Origin of the sequence: Tardiphaga alba, assembly GCF_018279705.1 — a bacterium.
Lineage (GTDB): Bacteria > Pseudomonadota > Alphaproteobacteria > Rhizobiales > Xanthobacteraceae > Tardiphaga > Tardiphaga alba.
The window spans coordinates 3,073,832-3,090,378 of the sequence record NZ_CP036498.1 but is presented as its reverse complement, the minus strand read 5'-3'; the positions used below and the strand labels follow the sequence as shown (position 1 = coordinate 3,090,378).

General features: G+C 57.3%; 21 protein-coding genes, 1 tRNA gene and 1 pseudogene. 11 read left to right on the top strand and 12 right to left on the bottom strand.

The annotated features are described in order from the left end of the window. Positions 1-112: 112 nt before the first annotated feature. Positions 113-319, bottom strand: a complete 207-nt coding sequence (locus tag RPMA_RS14660) for a hypothetical protein (protein WP_211908019.1) — start codon at positions 317-319, stop codon at positions 113-115. Between the two features lie 317 nt (positions 320-636). Here RPMA_RS14660 and RPMA_RS14655 point away from each other — a divergent pair, with 317 nt between their 5' ends. Next, positions 637-825 carry a hypothetical protein gene (locus RPMA_RS14655; RefSeq protein WP_211908017.1) on the top strand — a complete coding sequence of 63 codons (189 nt, stop codon included), beginning with the start codon at positions 637-639 and terminating at the stop codon, positions 823-825. 63 nt (positions 826-888) lie between these two features. Here RPMA_RS14655 and RPMA_RS14650 read toward each other — a convergent pair whose 3' ends face one another. Continuing rightward, positions 889-1,200, bottom strand: coding sequence for a hypothetical protein (locus tag RPMA_RS14650; protein WP_211908015.1), 312 nt, complete (start codon positions 1,198-1,200; stop codon positions 889-891). A gap of 219 nt (positions 1,201-1,419) precedes the next feature. On the opposite strand from RPMA_RS14650, the gene RPMA_RS14645 reads away from it, so the two are divergent. After that, on the top strand, positions 1,420-1,665 hold the full coding sequence (locus tag RPMA_RS14645; protein WP_328516518.1) for a hypothetical protein: 246 nt from the start codon (positions 1,420-1,422) through the stop codon (positions 1,663-1,665). Positions 1,666-1,725: 60 nt separating this feature from the next. Further along, the gene (locus RPMA_RS14640; RefSeq protein ID WP_211908013.1) at positions 1,726-2,091 is read left to right on the top strand and encodes a PRC-barrel domain-containing protein; all 366 of its coding nucleotides are present in this window, start codon (positions 1,726-1,728) and stop codon (positions 2,089-2,091) included. Between the two features lie 370 nt (positions 2,092-2,461). Here RPMA_RS14640 and RPMA_RS14635 read toward each other — a convergent pair whose 3' ends face one another. Beyond that, entirely contained in the window at positions 2,462-2,647 is a 186-nt protein-coding gene (locus RPMA_RS14635; RefSeq protein WP_211913862.1) for a hypothetical protein, read from the bottom strand. A 164-nt stretch (positions 2,648-2,811) separates the two neighbouring features. Continuing rightward, positions 2,812-2,988, bottom strand: coding sequence for a hypothetical protein (locus RPMA_RS14630; RefSeq protein WP_211908011.1), 177 nt, complete (start codon positions 2,986-2,988; stop codon positions 2,812-2,814). Between the two features lie 202 nt (positions 2,989-3,190). Here RPMA_RS14630 and RPMA_RS14625 point away from each other — a divergent pair, with 202 nt between their 5' ends. From RPMA_RS14625 to RPMA_RS14610, 4 genes are all read left to right on the top strand, one after another. Next, a complete protein-coding gene (locus RPMA_RS14625) occupies positions 3,191-3,619 on the top strand; it encodes a PAS domain-containing protein (protein ID WP_211908009.1) in 429 nt (142 codons plus the stop codon). Positions 3,620-3,686: 67 nt separating this feature from the next. After that, positions 3,687-3,905: a hypothetical protein gene (locus tag RPMA_RS14620; protein WP_211908001.1), complete on the top strand. Its 219-nt coding sequence runs from the start codon at positions 3,687-3,689 to the stop codon at positions 3,903-3,905. 107 nt (positions 3,906-4,012) lie between these two features. Then, positions 4,013-4,462 carry a VOC family protein gene (locus RPMA_RS14615; RefSeq protein ID WP_211907999.1) on the top strand — a complete coding sequence of 150 codons (450 nt, stop codon included), beginning with the start codon at positions 4,013-4,015 and terminating at the stop codon, positions 4,460-4,462. 333 nt (positions 4,463-4,795) lie between these two features. After that, positions 4,796-5,443 carry a glutathione S-transferase family protein gene (locus tag RPMA_RS14610; protein WP_249225727.1) on the top strand — a complete coding sequence of 216 codons (648 nt, stop codon included), beginning with the start codon at positions 4,796-4,798 and terminating at the stop codon, positions 5,441-5,443. A 3-nt stretch (positions 5,444-5,446) separates the two neighbouring features. Here the strand turns inward: RPMA_RS14610 and RPMA_RS14605 are convergent, their stop codons facing one another. Further along, positions 5,447-5,608 (bottom strand): hypothetical protein, encoded by a 162-nt coding sequence (locus tag RPMA_RS14605; protein ID WP_211907991.1) that lies wholly within the window; start codon positions 5,606-5,608, stop codon positions 5,447-5,449. Further along, a complete protein-coding gene (locus RPMA_RS14600) occupies positions 5,605-5,859 on the bottom strand; it encodes a PilZ domain-containing protein (RefSeq protein WP_211907989.1) in 255 nt (84 codons plus the stop codon). Before RPMA_RS14600 ends, RPMA_RS14605 begins: the two co-directional genes overlap by 4 nt. Positions 5,860-6,180: 321 nt before the next feature. On the opposite strand from RPMA_RS14600, the gene RPMA_RS14595 reads away from it, so the two are divergent. From RPMA_RS14595 to RPMA_RS14585, 3 genes are all read left to right on the top strand, one after another. After that, positions 6,181-6,255 (top strand) — tRNA-Glu (locus RPMA_RS14595). Positions 6,256-6,709: 454 nt separating this feature from the next. After that, the gene (locus RPMA_RS14590) at positions 6,710-7,030 is read left to right on the top strand and encodes a hypothetical protein (protein ID WP_211907981.1); all 321 of its coding nucleotides are present in this window, start codon (positions 6,710-6,712) and stop codon (positions 7,028-7,030) included. A gap of 436 nt (positions 7,031-7,466) precedes the next feature. Beyond that, a complete protein-coding gene (locus tag RPMA_RS14585) occupies positions 7,467-8,654 on the top strand; it encodes a cytochrome P450 (protein ID WP_211907980.1) in 1,188 nt (395 codons plus the stop codon). Between the two features lie 588 nt (positions 8,655-9,242). Here the strand turns inward: RPMA_RS14585 and RPMA_RS14580 are convergent. The 4 genes and pseudogenes from RPMA_RS14580 to RPMA_RS14565 all read right to left on the bottom strand — a co-directional run bounded on the left by RPMA_RS14580 (position 9,243) and on the right by RPMA_RS14565 (position 13,941). Continuing rightward, positions 9,243-10,397 (bottom strand): ABC transporter substrate-binding protein, encoded by a 1,155-nt coding sequence (locus RPMA_RS14580; protein ID WP_408056441.1) that lies wholly within the window; start codon positions 10,395-10,397, stop codon positions 9,243-9,245. Positions 10,398-10,411: 14 nt separating this feature from the next. Next, positions 10,412-11,157: pseudogene (locus RPMA_RS14575) on the bottom strand (ABC transporter ATP-binding protein). Continuing rightward, positions 11,069-12,907 carry a branched-chain amino acid ABC transporter ATP-binding protein/permease gene (locus RPMA_RS14570; RefSeq protein ID WP_249225190.1) on the bottom strand — a complete coding sequence of 613 codons (1,839 nt, stop codon included), beginning with the start codon at positions 12,905-12,907 and terminating at the stop codon, positions 11,069-11,071. The pseudogene RPMA_RS14575 and the gene RPMA_RS14570 overlap by 89 nt, the downstream one beginning before the upstream one ends. After that, entirely contained in the window at positions 12,907-13,941 is a 1,035-nt protein-coding gene (locus tag RPMA_RS14565; RefSeq protein ID WP_211913667.1) for a branched-chain amino acid ABC transporter permease, read from the bottom strand. Before RPMA_RS14565 ends, RPMA_RS14570 begins: the two co-directional genes overlap by 1 nt. Positions 13,942-14,126: 185 nt before the next feature. Between RPMA_RS14565 and RPMA_RS14560 the strand changes: the two genes are divergently transcribed. Further along, complete coding sequence (locus RPMA_RS14560; RefSeq protein WP_211907978.1) at positions 14,127-14,921, top strand: helix-turn-helix transcriptional regulator; 795 nt, start codon at positions 14,127-14,129, stop codon at positions 14,919-14,921. A gap of 17 nt (positions 14,922-14,938) precedes the next feature. Here the strand turns inward: RPMA_RS14560 and RPMA_RS14555 are convergent, their stop codons facing one another. Both RPMA_RS14555 and RPMA_RS28010 read right to left on the bottom strand, forming a co-directional pair. Then, positions 14,939-15,481, bottom strand: a complete 543-nt coding sequence (locus RPMA_RS14555; protein WP_249225189.1) for a LysR substrate-binding domain-containing protein — start codon at positions 15,479-15,481, stop codon at positions 14,939-14,941. 316 nt (positions 15,482-15,797) lie between these two features. Next, a complete protein-coding gene (locus tag RPMA_RS28010; protein ID WP_249225726.1) occupies positions 15,798-16,451 on the bottom strand; it encodes a filamentous haemagglutinin family protein in 654 nt (217 codons plus the stop codon). Positions 16,452-16,547 lie beyond the last annotated feature (96 nt).

Sequence of the window (16,547 nt, the reverse complement as noted above, 5' to 3'; positions counted from 1 at the left end):
AGATCTTTCGCTCGCTGTGCCGTGAGGCCACATCCAAGCTTGCTGCGCCAATCTCGCCCCGAACCGTCAAAAATACAAAGCAATTTTCAAGCCGTTTGACGGAATTGTAGCGTCAGAGCGTGACCTGCGCGTGACCGCATTCCTTGCAGTTGAACGACACGCGCGAAACACCTTTCGGCGCCGACACCTTGTTCTCCGCCCCGCATTTCCCGCATGTGGACATAATGCGTGTGTCCCCCTGTTTCACCACCAGGGTTTTCCGCTCCATCGACTCGCGGATCAAACGCTCCGCTTCTTCGCGCATTGCCTGCTTGCTCATGCCCCGTCCCGATCCAGTTGATGCGGCTATATAGCCGATCGATCTCGGGCTCTCCATGACAGTTCTCAAATCCTGCCGACGCACGCGATTGCGATGGACAACGAGATATGGACTTACATAGAACGTTTAGGGAACAATTTAGCCGAGCAAGGAACCTGTGACAGCTTGATGTCACAATGGAACAAATTGATGGCGTAAGCGTTGGCTGTGGCCCTCTTACCCGTTGCGCTGGCATGGCATCTGCCCGGGTGGCCTTAGCCGCTCCGTCTCGCGCCTTAATGCCAAGGCCGATTTCGACCAGAACAAGAAGAAAATAGATGGACGACCAGAGACTTTTAGCTGCCCGCCAGGACATCGAACGTCGCGTCGCTGCATTCCGCAATAAACAGGCGCGTCTCACGCGCGAGCGGGAAACCTACTATGACCGCGTCATCGAGCAGGTTCGATCAACCGATTGGAACGAGTTCGTAACACCACCGCCGGAACGCAAGTCGTCGTCGAGATAAGCTCGATCTAGAGCGTGAATTGACGCGAAGGTGCGGCGCGCCTTCGCGTCGATTTCATTTCGCTTACCAGTAACCGTAACTGCGATAGTAGCGCGGACCGCCATAGCCATATCGCGGGCCGTAATAGCCGCCATAATATGCGGGACGGTAATAGCGCGGACCGTAATAGCCATAACGCGGTCCATAATAGCGCGGGCCATAATACGGGCCGTAAGCCCCCGCAGCGAGCGCTCCAGCTGCGATACCGAAGCCGATCGCAGGTCCGGGGCCCCACCCGCCATAGCCATGACGCCAGCCGTGGGCTTCTGCAGGTGCCGCGATTGTTGCCGTTCCAATCGCGGCAAGCGACGCCAGAATGATTGCTGCTTTCTTCATGTCACATCCTCTCCAGCATGATCGGCAATTAACGCGTTTCGATTTTGTTGGTTTCACGGCTTGCGACACGCCGCGAAACGGTTCCCGCGATTGTGATGCCCTCTGTTTTACGCTTCGTTCAGCATGTCGGCCTGCAAGGCGGAACGGCCCGCAAAGCCGACGCTTTCTTTCCCAGGATGACGAGGTGCCGAAGGCGCGTTGCGGATGGGAGTGACAGTGATGATGGAGCAGATCGCAAGGATCGACACGGCGCTGGACGAATTGCTGGTGGGCCTTGGTGGGATGGTGTTGCGTCTTGCGCATCCACAAGTGACGCGTACACGTGAAGAGCGCGAAGCTCTCGTGCGGTCCGTCAATCAATTTTCGACCTGTGCGGCACGCTCGCGTGATCCCCGCGTGCAGCAGCTGAATGACAAGCTCAGGGACTCTTTGAAGCCCCGACTTCGCTTGGTCGCTAGCCGCTAGTCGCGTCGGGAACGTTTCGGATGACCGCCGGTTGGACCATGAACATCATGGAGACGTGGCATGGCAACCGAAGCAAACGAACAGGGCAACCTCATCGGCAGCGACAAGGTCGAAGGCACGGCTGTATATGGTGCCGATGATCGCAAGATTGGATCGATCGAGCGCGTCATGATCGACAAGAAGAGCGGGCGCGTGTCTTACGCCGTGCTCTCATTCGGCGGCTTTCTTGGCATTGGCGACGATCACTATCCGCTCCCGTGGCAGTCCCTCAAATATGATACGGCGCTCGGCGGTTATCGCACCGGCGTGACGCAAGAACAGCTGGAGAAAGCGCCGAAATATGGCAACGACAATAGCTGGAATTGGGCCGATACATCACGCGCCCGAGCGGTGAACGATTACTACGGCGTACCGATGGGAATCTGAAGTATCTGCGGAAGAGATGTCCAACAGCGCCCTGTTAGGGCGCTGTTTTTTGACGCATAAGTGTGCATCAAATCGCGCGGAATTTCGCGCCAGACCATTAACCAAGCGTCAGGTTGCTTCCGAACCGAATACCGCGATGCGCATTAACGCGGATGAACTCACGAGCGCTGATCATTCCCACCATCAACGTGCAGGCTAACCCGCCGCCTTATGGCGAGCTCTATCTTCGCAAAGGCGCATGGGACCAACTGCAGGCGCGTAAAGCCTACGAAAACGGCGACACTTCCGTTGATGGACATACTTCACCAGCGCTCGACCGCAGGGTCTAAGACCACGCGCGTGTTACGGTAAAATTCCCGGAAGCTCGACGTTAGTTCGTCGCAACCGCCTGCCCGGCCGTCCGCACGATCTTATCCGCCTTGAGCAGCACATGGTCTGTCTGCGGTTGCGGACGAGCGAAGAAACTCACCGCAACAAATGCAGCGCAGAACAAAAATCCCACCAGCATAACGCGACGATGTGTAGGCTTATCGGCATTGTGAAACGAAGCGGACATGACATGACCCTCGCATGAGATCATCCATATCCAACGCCGCTTTACGTGCAACTAGAGTCGGATTTTAACCTAACTGATGAGGGTTACCGGCCTATCCGGATTTTACCGAACGCGTTTGCAGTTGTTAATGCGGGCGCATTTTTGCGCAGCGTGCGGGCGGACGATCACTTCTTTTCGAAGTTGTCCTGAGAGAGCGGCAATGCCGCGGTCTCTTTTGCGTATTTCTCCGCGAGCAAAAAAATCTCGCGACGACGTTCTGGCTCATTAATGCTGAGGTAAGCGACAACCATTTTCAGGGCTTCCGCGTCCGAAGCCCGACCAAACCGCCACACGACGATCACTCCCAAGTTGTGCGATGAAGTTTTGGAACCTTCTCCTGCACATCACATTGAATAAAATCTAACACCAATATTACTACGATTTATCGGGTTATTAGTTCCGGAGTCCAGCCTGATGCGAGGACGAGCGATATCCGACATCTGCCGCGAACTTGCCGAGTCGGCTGGATCAGAGCGGCACGATATCCTCGCTCAAATCCTGCGCATGGCGGCTTTGGAAGCCACGCAGGCGGGCGCGCGCTTTGACGACGGCGGAGATATCCGGACACGGCTTGTCGGCACCTGGGACTGGGACATCCTCAATGACAGGGTCTATGCAGAAGGCTCGTTTGCCCGCCTGTTCGGCCTCACCGATCAGCAGGCCGCACAAGGCGCTCCATTGAGGGTTTGGCTGGACGCGATCCATCCCGACGATCTCGATCAGGTTTCAGCAATGATCCGTCAAACGATGAAACCCGGAGAAGTCTTTTCGATGGAATACCGCGTTGTCGCGCATGGCGAAACACACTGGATCTATGCGCGCGGCAACTGCACGTTCGATCAGGCCGGCGAGCCCGTCCGCTTTCCCGGCGCAGTCGTCGATATCACGCATGAAAAAATCGACGATCGTCATCTGAGTATCGCACCCATCTGACCACGTTGTGATCCAGTGATGGCCGCGCGGACTTGGAACGCCCCTTACCCTTTCTCGTTGTCCTGTCATGTCGAGAAAATTTTACAGCGTCGTGGTCGTCCGCTCCATCGAGGAATCGACGGAGATCGTGGTCGAAGCCGCGAGTGAAGATCAGGCCCACGCCATGGCCCTCAAGCATCTCGCAGCATCCGGCGATGAATATGCGTGGAGCCACCCGCGCAAAGATCTGACGGTCTGGCACAAACGTGAAATCGACACGCCCGCCATTATCGACGTGTCCGCCTGACATCCATATCTGTGCGCGATCCCCGATCGGCTCTGCCACGTGTCGTCATAGGCTGCTATGCTAGGCGATCGCCCCCCGGCCCCGGCTGCCCCCATGGAGCTTTCGACATGCGCTATCTTCACACCATGCTTCGCGTCCGCAATCTGGATGCTGCCCTGACATTTTACCGGGATGCGCTCGGCCTGCAGGAGGTCCGCCGCGTCGATAACGACAAGGCCAGGTTCACGCTCGTGTTTCTGGCCGCCGACGAAGACGTTGCGCCGCTGGCCGGACAGCAGGGGCGTGGAGCGCCGCTGGTCGAGCTGACTTACAATTGGGACGAAGAACGTTACGGCGAAGACCGCTATTTCGGCCACCTCGCTTATGAGGTCGATGATATCTACGCGACCTGCGATCGCCTGATGAAGCTTGGCATCACCATCAACCGCCCTCCGCGTGATGGACAGATGGCTTTCGTTCGTTCGCCCGACCTGCACTCCATCGAACTCCTTCAGAAAGGCAATGCATTGCCGCCGCAGGAGCCATGGACGTCCATGCAGAATACGGGTCACTGGTAAGCCGAATAACAAAACATCACGCATCGGCTCCCATACTGGAACCCGGTGACATCGATGTCGTTAGTGATGCGACGTTGATTTCATGGAGGCTGAGATATGGGACGCGGAATTTTGCTTTGGATGCTGGGTGTGCCGATTCCAGTGATCATTCTGCTCTGGCTGTTCTTCGGTCGCTGACCTGGCCAGACGAGATACGACAGAGACGGGCCTCGCATTTGCGGGGCCCGTTTTTGTATGGGCATGCACACATGCCAGATACGAGAAACACGCGCTTGTGGGATACTGCAGGGGTTGGCTACACCTGAGCGACCAAACAAATTCCGAGGAAACGCCGTGCCCCGAACGCCATCGCCGCCGCTCCAACTATGGGGCCGAGCCAATTCGGTGAATGTGCAGAAAGTCCTGTGGTGCTGTCATGAACTCGATCTGTCTTTCGAGCGCATCGACGCCGGCATGCAGTTCGGCCGCAACGGCGATCCCGACTATCTCGCGATGAATCCCAACGGCCGCGTTCCGACGCTTTGCCACGGAGATTTCACGCTGTGGGAATCGAATGCGATCATCCGATATCTTGCGCTCAGCTTCGATGATGCTCACCAGCTTTATCCGACCGAGCCAAAAACGCGTGCCGGAATCGAACGCTGGCTCGATTGGATTTTGACGACGTTGCAGCCGGCGGAGCGCCCCTTGTTCTGGGGGCTGGTGCGAACCCCGCCGCACGCGCGCGATATGGCCGAGCTGCGAGAGGCTGCGGAAGAAAACGCCAAGTTGTGGACGATGATCGAAAAGCACCTGGACGGGCGCGTCTATCTCGAAGGCGACGCCTTCAGTCTCGCGGACCTCGCCATCGGTTGTTACGCGCGGCGATGGTTCGGTGTGGAAGGCATCGAGCGCCCTGCTCTCCCACATCTCCAGCGCTGGTATGAAAGTATCGCCGAGCGACCCGGTTTCGTGACCTGGGTGTCCCCGCCTCTCACATGAGAGCTATTGCATCGCCCGTTCGATCCACAGCACCGCGACGATGATGACCAGGGTGATGCTCACAACTGTCAGGCGCGTGGTCCAACCCATGCCGCGGCCGATCCACCACAGGAGCGCGCAGCTCATCAGCACGGGAACGAGGATTTCCGGACGCACGATGTTCATCCGATGAAGCGAACGCCCAGCGTCTTCCCGCGTCGCCAGACCACTTCGCAGTTGCGCCCGGTACGTGCATCGCGGGTAAAGGCAAGCCGCATCTTGTTGCTCACGGACGTCGGATCTTCCACCACCAGCTTGGCGCCCGTGGTTGACAGGTCGAGCACATTGCATGGCCGTGCCGCGAAGCCGCCATCGAGCGTGATCCATCCAGCCTGATGAACTGACCGCCGCACATCGCGCTTCTTCGTCACTGCCATGGCACTCTCCGCGTCCCCTTTCTCCTTTAAAACGGCGGGCTTTAAGAAGCGTTGCGATCCTGCGTCAACTTGCCGATGGGGACCGCGCGGCGGCTTATCCACGGCGATGGGATTGTTTGCAAAGATACCGCATCAGATGACTTGCCGACCCCGCCAAAGGTCACTATACGTTCGCCCACTGGCGCTGAATTGATTTGCTTATGGCTTCATCCAGCGCCCGGCTGACATCATAACGCACTGATGTTCCAGTCGTTTTTACATAACCGTGCGAAGTGACGGTCTTCAGCCCCGATCCCGGGCGTTGGTTGGACCGGCATTTTTGCTCCCTTCGTCTATCGGTTAGGACGCCACCCTTTCACGGTGGAGAGAGCGGTTCGATTCCGCTAGGGAGCGCCAAGCTCAAGCCATTGAAATCATTGAGAGAGACGCTGTCCGGACTGTGTAGCCTACACGGGTTCCTACACATGCCCGATTTCCTTTGGCTTCGAGGTAAAAGCGGTTGGACGTTCCAACTCGCGATCCAGAAACAATTCCTCACAAGTATGGTGCTGCCCCGTCCGAATTCGCCTCGGGCCGCTCCCGTTGGCGGAGGCAACACGTCGTTCACGCATTCTTGCGGGATACGCGACAGCACAAATGGGGATCGTCGAAATGTCTAGAGATACCGTGATGCGCTCGCCGAGCTCGCGTCCCAATTGGCCGACCTAAAGAACCAAGAATCGCGCGCAAACTTCGACGCGCTGCGAGCCAGTGGCGCGATCAACGACATCGAGCAAGGCCGAGCGACTTCCTATCCGACCAGTCCATCCCCGTGCATGAGAAGTCAACGTACGACCGAATGCTAGACCGCATGGCACAGTCGAAACCGATCACCGGGGAGCTGCCGATACTGAGCGTCGCCGCTGAGATGGTGATCGCAGCGAAAGCGGATGCACTTGATCAAAAGTCAGAAGGCTACATCGCACGCCTGCGACGGGCTACCGCGTCGTTCGCCTCGATCATCGGCGACAAGCGCATCTCTGAACATTCTCCGCTCGACGTCCAGACCTATGCGACATCTCTCGGCCTTCTCTGCCGAAGAGCTGGGCGACGGACCCAAGGCTACGCGAGCAGAATATCTCAGCCAGTTTCGCGCGGTTTGGAAGGTGATCCGAGCGACGTACGCGCATGACGTATTCTCGCTTGCACATGAAGATCTTTACGTCACGCATCCACGAAGCGCATCCGCTGCAGTCCGCCGCGAGGGCCTGCCGATCGAAAACCTGAACAAGTTCCAGTTGCAGCCCGATGCAAGCGTCCGGACGACAAGTATATTCCCTTGCTTTGTGCCCTCACAGGCGCACGCCTCGGCGAAATCGCCCATCTGCAAGTCGAAGACGTGCAGCGCTTACTTCGATTGATGAAAGCCGCAGGCCGTTCATGTTCCGCTGAAGCAGACGATCCACTCCTTGCGACACAGCTACAAGGACCATCTTCGGGAGCGCGATGCAGGTTTTGCTCAGTGATAAAGCTCGGAGGCGGCAATCTCAACTTGTCCCAAGCTATGGGGACAGACGGCGATAGCAAAGCCGTCTAGCGTGATTCCCAGCTAAGCTGAGGACTGGAACGTGAGCAACGCCCCCCGGATCGATATTGACGTCTCGGAATTCTGGAAGGACCCCTACCCGACTTTGTCGAGGCTGAGACGAGATACACCTATCGCGCACATCAACCAGCTAGGCAGTACCGTGTTGTGCGGTCGAGACGATATTTTCGCCTGCGAGAAAATGATCGACGTATTCAGTTCTGATCAGCCCACCGGTCTCATGACGAAGCTGATGGGACAAAACATGATGCGCAAAGACGGCGAAGCCCATCTCAAGGAGCGCCAACCGTTCTTCAAAGCCGTATCGCCGAAGGCGGTTGCAACCCAGTGGCTCGAACAATTTCGCGCACACGCCGACGCGCTCATTTCCAGTCTACCGAATGACGGTCACGCAGATTTCGTCGCCGACATTGCACTGCCATTCTCCGCTGAATGCCTAAAGTCCATCACGGGACTAACAAACATGCGCTACCAGGACATGAACGCCTGGTCTCAAGGGATGATCGACGGCATTTCCAATTATACGGGCGATCCCGCCGCGGAAGCCCGGTGTCACGAAGCCACTGCGGGCATCGACGCCGCCATCGACGACATGCTCCCAGTGCTGGAGAGGCACCCTAATCTGAGCCTCCTCAGCACGATGGTTGCTTCGGGGATGCCTATGGACAGTGTACGCGCCAACATCAAGCTTGCGATTAGCGGAGGCCAAAACGAGCCCCGTGACGCGATTGCAGGCACAACATGGGCGCTCCTTGATGATCCCGACCAGCTTGCTGCAGTGAGAAAGGGCGATGCCTCATGGCTCAACGCTTTCGAGGAGTACGCCCGATGGATATCGCCAATTGGCATGGTTCCGCGGCGTATCGCCAAGTCTTGGTCGATCCGCGACGTACGCTTTGACGAGGGCGATCGTATTTTCCTTTTTTACAGTTCAGCCAATCGGGATGAGTCTTATTTCGATCGGGCCGACAGCTTTGACGTGAAGCGGGATACTTCGAAAAGCGTCGCCTTTGGCGCCGGTCCCCATTTCTGTGCGGGAGCTTGGGCTTCCAGAGCGATGGTCGCCGAGGTGGCACTTCCACAGATGTTCGCCAGGCTGACAAATCTGCGGATCACGGACCGCAACGCAGTCAAGCTCGGTGGCTGGGCTTTCCGAGGCCTGCTCTCACTTCCTGTCGCATGGAATGAAGTCAAAGCCAGAACTTCATGACCGAATGTGAATTTACCGCCGGACCGAAGCGATGATCTGTTCCGGAACAGGACTTGATCGAAGCCCTTTATCGGCAGATGAAGCGCGCCAAACACGTGTTTGGAAGCATCTCGCGGCCATTTGATTTCGATTAACGCCGCAGTGCCTTATGTCAAAACTGGAGTTCCGGATCGCAGAGATTGCGGTGAATGACAATAAGATCATCGTAGCGCACAGCCCATCGAAGTGAACCGTCGATTCCACGATGGGAAATCCCGCAAATCCGAAGTCACGTTGGAGCGCACTGAGCGAAAAGCTGCAACCGTCTCGAAATAGGCTGCAGAACTTCTGTCAAAATACTCCAGAAAGCGGGGGTGAAAAACAATGCCCGCAGGGGCGCAATGTCCGCATTCGACAATCACCCCTCGAGAGAATGTCTTGAATTCGCCGTCGATAAAATCCGGTCCCGGAGGGACATCGTTGCTCATATGTTATCTCGGTGTTCGGCATAGTGCTCGACGCATTCTCTGCGCAGACCAAAGCAAAAAACGGCCTCCCGTGCCAACACGGGAGGCCCAAATCCGTGACGGATGGTTCACGGCATAGAGCTCAATCCTTCAGCAACCTGAACTTTCCTTGATCAAGTTTGATCAAGAAAGCCGACCGCTCATCGTAACCGTTGTGATCGGCTGGGCTCATGTTCGAGAGGCCGTTGTTTAGATAGACATTCTTCGTTAGCTCCAAGCTGTCGCGGATTGCTGATCGAAATTCGGGCGTTCCCGGTTTGCCTGCCTTCAGAGCGCTCGGTAACGCGTTTGCAACAAGCTGCATCGAGTCGTAGAGGTGGGCTCCGAAAATCACCGGCGATTGGTTCTGGCTCTTCTTGTATGCCTCGATGTATTCAGACGTGATCTTTTTGAACGGGTTACCCGCTTCGAGGTCGTCGGCGATGGTGTAGGCTTCCCCGGCAAAGATGGCGCCATCGACATCTTTGCCGCCGAGTTTGACGAAGTCGTCCGTGGCAATACCGTGGGTCTGGTAAATCGGGCCCTTGTAACCTCGCTCTCGCAGCGCCTTTTGGGGGAGCACGGCAGGCGTACCAGCCGATGCGATGAACACCGCCTCTGGCTTCAACGAGATCGTCTTGAGAACCTGTCCCGTGACGCTCGCGTCACTTCTGGCATAGACCTCTTTTCCGAGGAGCTTGATGCCCAACTTCGGCGCAAGATCGGCCAATACCTTATAATAGCCTTCACCATACGCGTCAGAGACGCCGATATAGGCAATCGTCTTGACGCCAGTTTTTCCAATGTATTTCAGGATCGCTTCAGCCATCAGGTCATCGTTCGGAACGACCTTGAACGCCCACTTTCGCTTCTCGTCCATCGGCGCGACGATGGCGGCGGCGGCTGCAAGAGTGAGAAGCGGAGTTTTATTCTCTGCCGCGATATCGACCAATGGCAGAGATACGGGCGAGAGAGACGAGCCTATGAGGATATCGACCTTTTCGTCCAGCACCAGCTTACGGGCGTTCTGCGCGCCCTTTGTCGGATCCGACTCGTCGTCGAGTGCGATGTAAGTGATCTTTTCGCCCGCGATCTCTTTGGGCAGCGCGCCGACCGTCTTCATCTGGGGTTGCCCGAGCGATGCGCCGGGTCCCGAAGCACTGACCGTGATGCCGATTTTGACGTCTGCATAGGCGCCGCCAACGGTGGCAATGCTCATGAAGGATGCCAGAATCGCGATTTTCCTGTTACGTTTCATTCCCTGCTCCATTGTTAGTAAGTGTTTTTGCCAATTCCCAGATAACTCTCGACCAACCGTTCGTCCTGTTCGATATCCGCAGGCATTCCGGATGATGTGACTTTGCCCAATTCCATGACGTATGCGTAGTCGGCGATCCTGAGCGCCGCCCTGGCATTTTGCTCGACCAACAAAATAGTCACGCCTGTCTCACGCAACTGAACAAGTAGTTCAAATACGTCGCTTATGATTTTTGGAGCGAGGCCTAAACTTGGCTCGTCAAGCATCAGCAACCGCGGGCGGGCCATTAGTGCGCGTCCCATGGCCAGCATTTGCCGCTCGCCTCCTGACAAGGTACCAGCCAACTGCCGCCGCCGTTCGTGCAACCGAGGAAATCTCTTCATCACCGAATCTAAATTCTCCCCACGCTCGCGACGCGGGCGCGCAAACCCGCCGAGCAACAGGTTGTCTTCGACGGTCATGTCGGAGAACAATTCGCGCCTTTCGGGACTAGGCCCAGACCGGACCCGACACGCTTCTCAACGGACTTTCCTTCCAAAGGGGTTCCTGCGAATGAGATGCTCCCCGTGCTCGGATGCAGGCCGATCAGCGCATTGAGCATCGTGGTTTTTCCGGCCCCGTTCGCACCGATCACCGTGACGATCTCCCCCTCCGGGAGATCAATGGAAATTTCATGCAAAACCTCGGCGGATCCGTAACCCGCCGAAAGGGAGCTTACCGATAGCAAGGAATTGCTCACGCGGCCCTCCCAGATACGCATCGAGAACCCGCGGATTACTTCGTATTCCGTTCGCGTCGCCCTCGGCGATCTGGTTGCCGAAATCCAGAACGATAAGGTGGTCGGCAAGACTCATAACGAAATCCATGTCATGCTCCACCATGAGGACTGCAACGCCCTCCTGTCTTAGTTCGCGAAGCAATCTCGCCAACTCCCGTTTTTCGCAGACTCGCAGACCGGCAGCCGGCTCATCCAGGAGGACGATGAGCGGGTCCAAAGCGAGTGCTCTGGCGACTTCGAGAAGGCGAAGCTGACCCAACGACAATGTCCCAGCAGGGCTCAGGGCGACTTTTTCAAGTCCGGTGCGCTGGAGCATCCGCCAGGCAATGGCGTGAAGTACAAGTTCTTCCTTACGGTCGAGTCCCAACATCGCTTTCACTGCACCCGCATGGCCGCGCAGATGGGCACCAAGCATGACGTTCTCCACGACGCTCATGTCCGTCATGATCTCAGGATGTTGAAACGAACGACCCACGCCGAGCCGTGCCATTTCCTGGGGAGAGATCGTTTTCAAGGCTTCGTCGCAAAAGCACACTTCTCCGCTCGTGGGCGTAAGGACACCCGTCGCGAGATTGAAAGTGGTGCTCTTTCCGGCGCCGTTCGGGCCGATCAGACCGACGATGCGGCCCGCAGGCACTGCGAATGTCACGTCATTCACAGCGATCAGCCCGCCGAACACCTTTTTCAGGTGCCGGAGCTCGAGCAACTTCGTGTCCTTGGCCGGTCGTTCTTTTCTGGAAGCGGTAAGAACGCCCGAAGCAGAATCGAAAGCAATCGCAGCCTCACGTCCGGCGATCTTCGCCCAGAGACCGTCGCTCGCACCTCTCAACAGCAGAACGAGCGCGGCACCGAAGATAATGGTTTCATAGTTTCCAGCGCCAAGCAGATGCGGCAACCAAGATTGAAGCTGATCCCGCAGAAGGATGACGAGAGCGGCACCCAGAACCGCACCGTAAATCCGCCCTGCCCCGCCGAGAACAGCCATCAGCAAATACTCGGTGCCCGCCGTAATGCCGAATGGCCCTGGCGATACAGACCGTTGAAAATGAGCATACAGCCAACCAGCGATCGCTGCGAGCATAGCTGCGAACACAAAGACTATGAGTTTGACCGTGCTGGGATGAACGCCGAACGCCTCGGCCGCATGGGTGCCGTCCCGCAGTGAACGAACCGCTCGACCTACACGCCCGCGCAACAGATTGCGTGTCAACAGGATCGCGGTGAACAAGACGCCGAGGGTGAGGATCAGATACTCTTTCTGGCCGGTGATCGCGTGGTTGCCAAGAGTCAGTGGAGGAATACCCGAAATACCATCGTGCCTGCCAAGCCATTCGATATTGCCGAACAGATAGTAGAATGAGATGCCCCAGGCGATCGTCCCGAGGGGAAGGTAATGACCGGAAAGCCGCACCGTCACGGCCCCGATCAAAAGCGCACAACCGCCGGTGACGACGATGGACGCCGCCAGTGCAAGCCACGGAGACAGGCCATACCGGACAGTCAGGACCGCAGTCGTGTAAGCGCCCAAGCCGACGAACGCGGCCTGCCCGAACGACGTCATCCCGCCAACGCCCGTCAATACGACAAGCCCCAGTGCAACGAGACTGGCAATCGCGATGTCATTGATCAATGCAACCGTGAAGCTCGATAGAACACCGCTCACTGCGAGGGCGAGAACAAGCAGGAATGCAACAGGCTCAACGAAGCGCTTCATTTTCGATGCAGCGCCCATCAGCCGTGCCCTCCCGACGTCGAATAGAGCGATCGCCACAGGAGAATTGGGACGATCAGACTGAACACCAACACTTCCTTGAAAGAGCTTGCCCAGAATGAGAACATCGACTCGGCAAATCCAACGACGAGTGCGGCGATGACCGTCAACGGGAAGCTCACCAGCCCTCCCAGAATGGCCGCTACGAACCCTTTAAGACCGATCAGGAATCCGCTGTCGTAATACATCGTCGTCAACGGCCCGACGAGCACACCGGAAACTGCGCCCAGCCCTGCGGCTATCGTGAAGGCGGCCTGTCCCGCCAGTTCGACAGGGATCCCGGATAGACGGGCACCGACGCGGTTGGAAGCCGAAGCCCGAAGGGCTTTCCCGAAAATCGTCCAGTTGAAGAAGCCGGCGAACACTGAAAGCGCAATGAGCGTTACGCATACGACGAGGATGCTTTGAGCGCTCACAACCAGCGTGCCGAGTGAGAAGCTCTCTGCCGAAAAGGGCGTCGTTCCGACCCCCTCCGGCCCGAAGAAGAGCAAACCGACTCCCATCAGGGAGAAGTGTACGCCGAATGCTGCGATCAACAGGACCAGCACGCTGGCTGTCGCGATCGGCTGGAACGCGATGCGATACAGCATCGAGCCCATCGGCAAGATTAAAAGGATAGCGACGACGCTGTTCGCGAACGTGCCGAGTTTCAGCGGCGCGACGGTCCATGTGAGGAACGCGAGACCAACCGGCAACGCAATATCGAATGCTGCGATGCGACATAGGCGTCCAATGCCAAGATCCTTCCGAAACAAGACGATTTCTGAGGCCGCCGCAAGCAATCCCATGGTGATGAGAAGCCAGATCGTACCGGGTGCCCGGCCATTCTCGAGAGCGGACACGGTCAGAGCAGCGAAGGCAACGAATTCCCCCTGCGATACGAGGATTACGCGAGTGACTGCGAAAACAAGCACGAGAGCAAGCGCAACGAGCGCATAAACCGCTCCATTGATAACTCCGTCTTGGAACAGGAAAAGGAGAACGGTGAGATCCACAAAGATACCCCAGTCACTCGGACGCAATTGTGCCGATGTGCTGAAAGTATCCACCAGTCCCCAAAGCGTCAGTCCCTACAATTAGGGACAGGGTGTCGCTTCGAACCGGCGAGGAGTATGCGCGCCCACTATCCATCGGCCCACGCCGCTGGTAGAACTGGAAAAAATATAAATCGGAGGAAGCCATGGCGGATCGATTGCACGATCGTCCCACCCGTGACGAATGCACGCATGTAGGGCTGTCAATCGGTCACCCCGAATTCGGGCGATCGCTTCTCGATATGTTGCGGCGCACAGCGGACGTGGGGCACTGTATGGTATTCGCGCTGGAAGGAGAACGCTCGACCCGGTGCGCTCTTGACCTTGGAAATATTGCGATCGGCCCCGATCTCGGATCAGCCTATTCCGAACATTTCCACTTGTCCGACCCGAACCGCGATGCGTTATTTGAAGCGCGTTCGGACGAAACATCGATAATCCTGCCCACCTTTGCACGTCGTATGTACAATGATCGGTATCGCCGCCTGTTCTTCGATGAATCCGCCATCGTGGACAAGTTCGCAGCCGCGGTGTGGATCGACGACACCTGCTACTACGTCAACTTGTATCGCTCGCTCCCACAAGGACGTTTCAATAGTGAGCAAAGGGAGGCTCTCGGCAAGGCCGCGCCTGGCATCGTGTCGGCGGTCGCCCAACATTGCCGTGCAGAGGCCGCAAATCGGTCCGATCCGTTTGTGCTCCTAGAAGACGCCTTCACGACTCACGAACCGCTGCTCCGTCTCACAAAGCGGGAGCGCGAAGTCTGTCTTCGCATACTCAGCGGCTTAACTTCGGAAGGCATCTCTTCCGAACTGGGCGTAAGCCTCCAATCGACCCTGACCTATCGGAAGCGCGCCTACGATAAGCTTGGCATCTCATCGCAAAGCGAACTGTTCAAACTCGCCATTCGATCCCTCGTCGCGACGCCCCGACTAAATTAGCTTTGGCGAACAGTTCGCTACGATCGGGCGCCCTTTCCGGATGCGGCGCGTGACCGCGACCGCTTTTCCTGATGCAGATTTGCGACGTACGTCCGAAGCCATTTGACGGCCGGGTCGCCGTCGAATCTCCCATGGCAGAACTGACTGATTTCGTAAGGCTGAATATTGATCGGTGGCTCAACCATGCGAAGGTTGTCGATGCCGACGTAATACTCGGCGAGCGACCGCGGAACCGTTACGATCAAGTCGGCAGATGCGATGATCGCGGACAAGGACAAAACGTGAGATGACAGAAGCGTCACCTTCCTTCGCAATTTCCTGGTTCGCAGAAGCGTCTCGAAGAGTTCATTACTGCGACCTACCGAATGAACGACGGCATGCTGCAATTCGAGTAATGTGTCGAGCGTTACGTGAGACGATCTCACCTGCGGATGGTTGGCGCGGACGAGACAGAACAATGAATGCAGGAATAGCTTTTCGCTCATGATTCCGAGAGCGTTCAGATTGGGACAGTATCCCATTGCCAGATCGATCCCGCCGGACGACAATGCGTCGTCCATTTGACCGGTGGTGACGGGCTCGCATCGTAGACTACAATGCGGTGCCGTTAGGACAACTCCACAACTCGCATTTGCTCGAATTCCCCAGAGCTTGAATGCTTGCCAGTCGATTACGACGTGGTCTTTCAGCGGCGAGATCGAACAATACCTCATGACGCAAGCAGCAGCGACCAGGCTGCTTAATGAGCAACTATGGAACCTTTGCCTGGTCAAACGCCGGCTAAAGGATTGCCGAGTGGGCCGCTCGGCGATTGGTTGAACTGGCTGGCAGAGCCCGGCAATGAAAAGGGATGCTCTGCCAGCGATACTCCGGGAATTACAGACCGATCTGATCGAAATTCCTTCGCTCGCTTTCAGTCAGATTCTGCCTCTGCTCATTGCTCAGCGCGCCGTTGCCGATCAATTTCAACGCACTGTTCGGATTGTAGCTGGCGCGGTCGTCGCTGCGTCGCTTGTCGCGGCGCTCTTCGTCCTCACCATCGTTGCCGCCGCCGTAGCCGAGCACTTCGACGATGATCACCGACGGTCGATCATTGCCGCTGCCCTGGTTTGGCGTGGCGGTCTGCTGCGTGGCCGCCGCCGCATTAGAGGTGGAGAGCGCCGCGGTGATGCTTGGCGCCTGTACTGTCGGGATACCCGACGCGGTGCCCTGCACCTGAATGTTCGCCGCATTCAGTACCTGCAGAGCCGCCAGGTTGATATTGCCCGAGACGCGGATGCCCGCCTCACCCGCATCAATGGTGCCTTCAGGTGCGATCAGATCGATGTCGCCCGCCGGCACTTCCGGGATTGGATTAAGCGTCGCGATACCCGCACCGGTGGCCGGCACCTGCGGCGATAGCGTGACACGACCATATTTGTCATAGACCCGTTTCGGCGGCGTATACAGCACCGATGTCTTCGAGCCTCGGCCGGCATTGATGTCGCCGCTGGCCGACCAGGCCAGGATATCGCCACCAAACGTCGTCATGATGCGCGACTGGCCGAGCAGGATCGAACCCTCCGCATAGAGCTGGATATCGCCCTGCCCCTGCGTCACCAGACCGGACTTGGCGCCCGGCGTGAC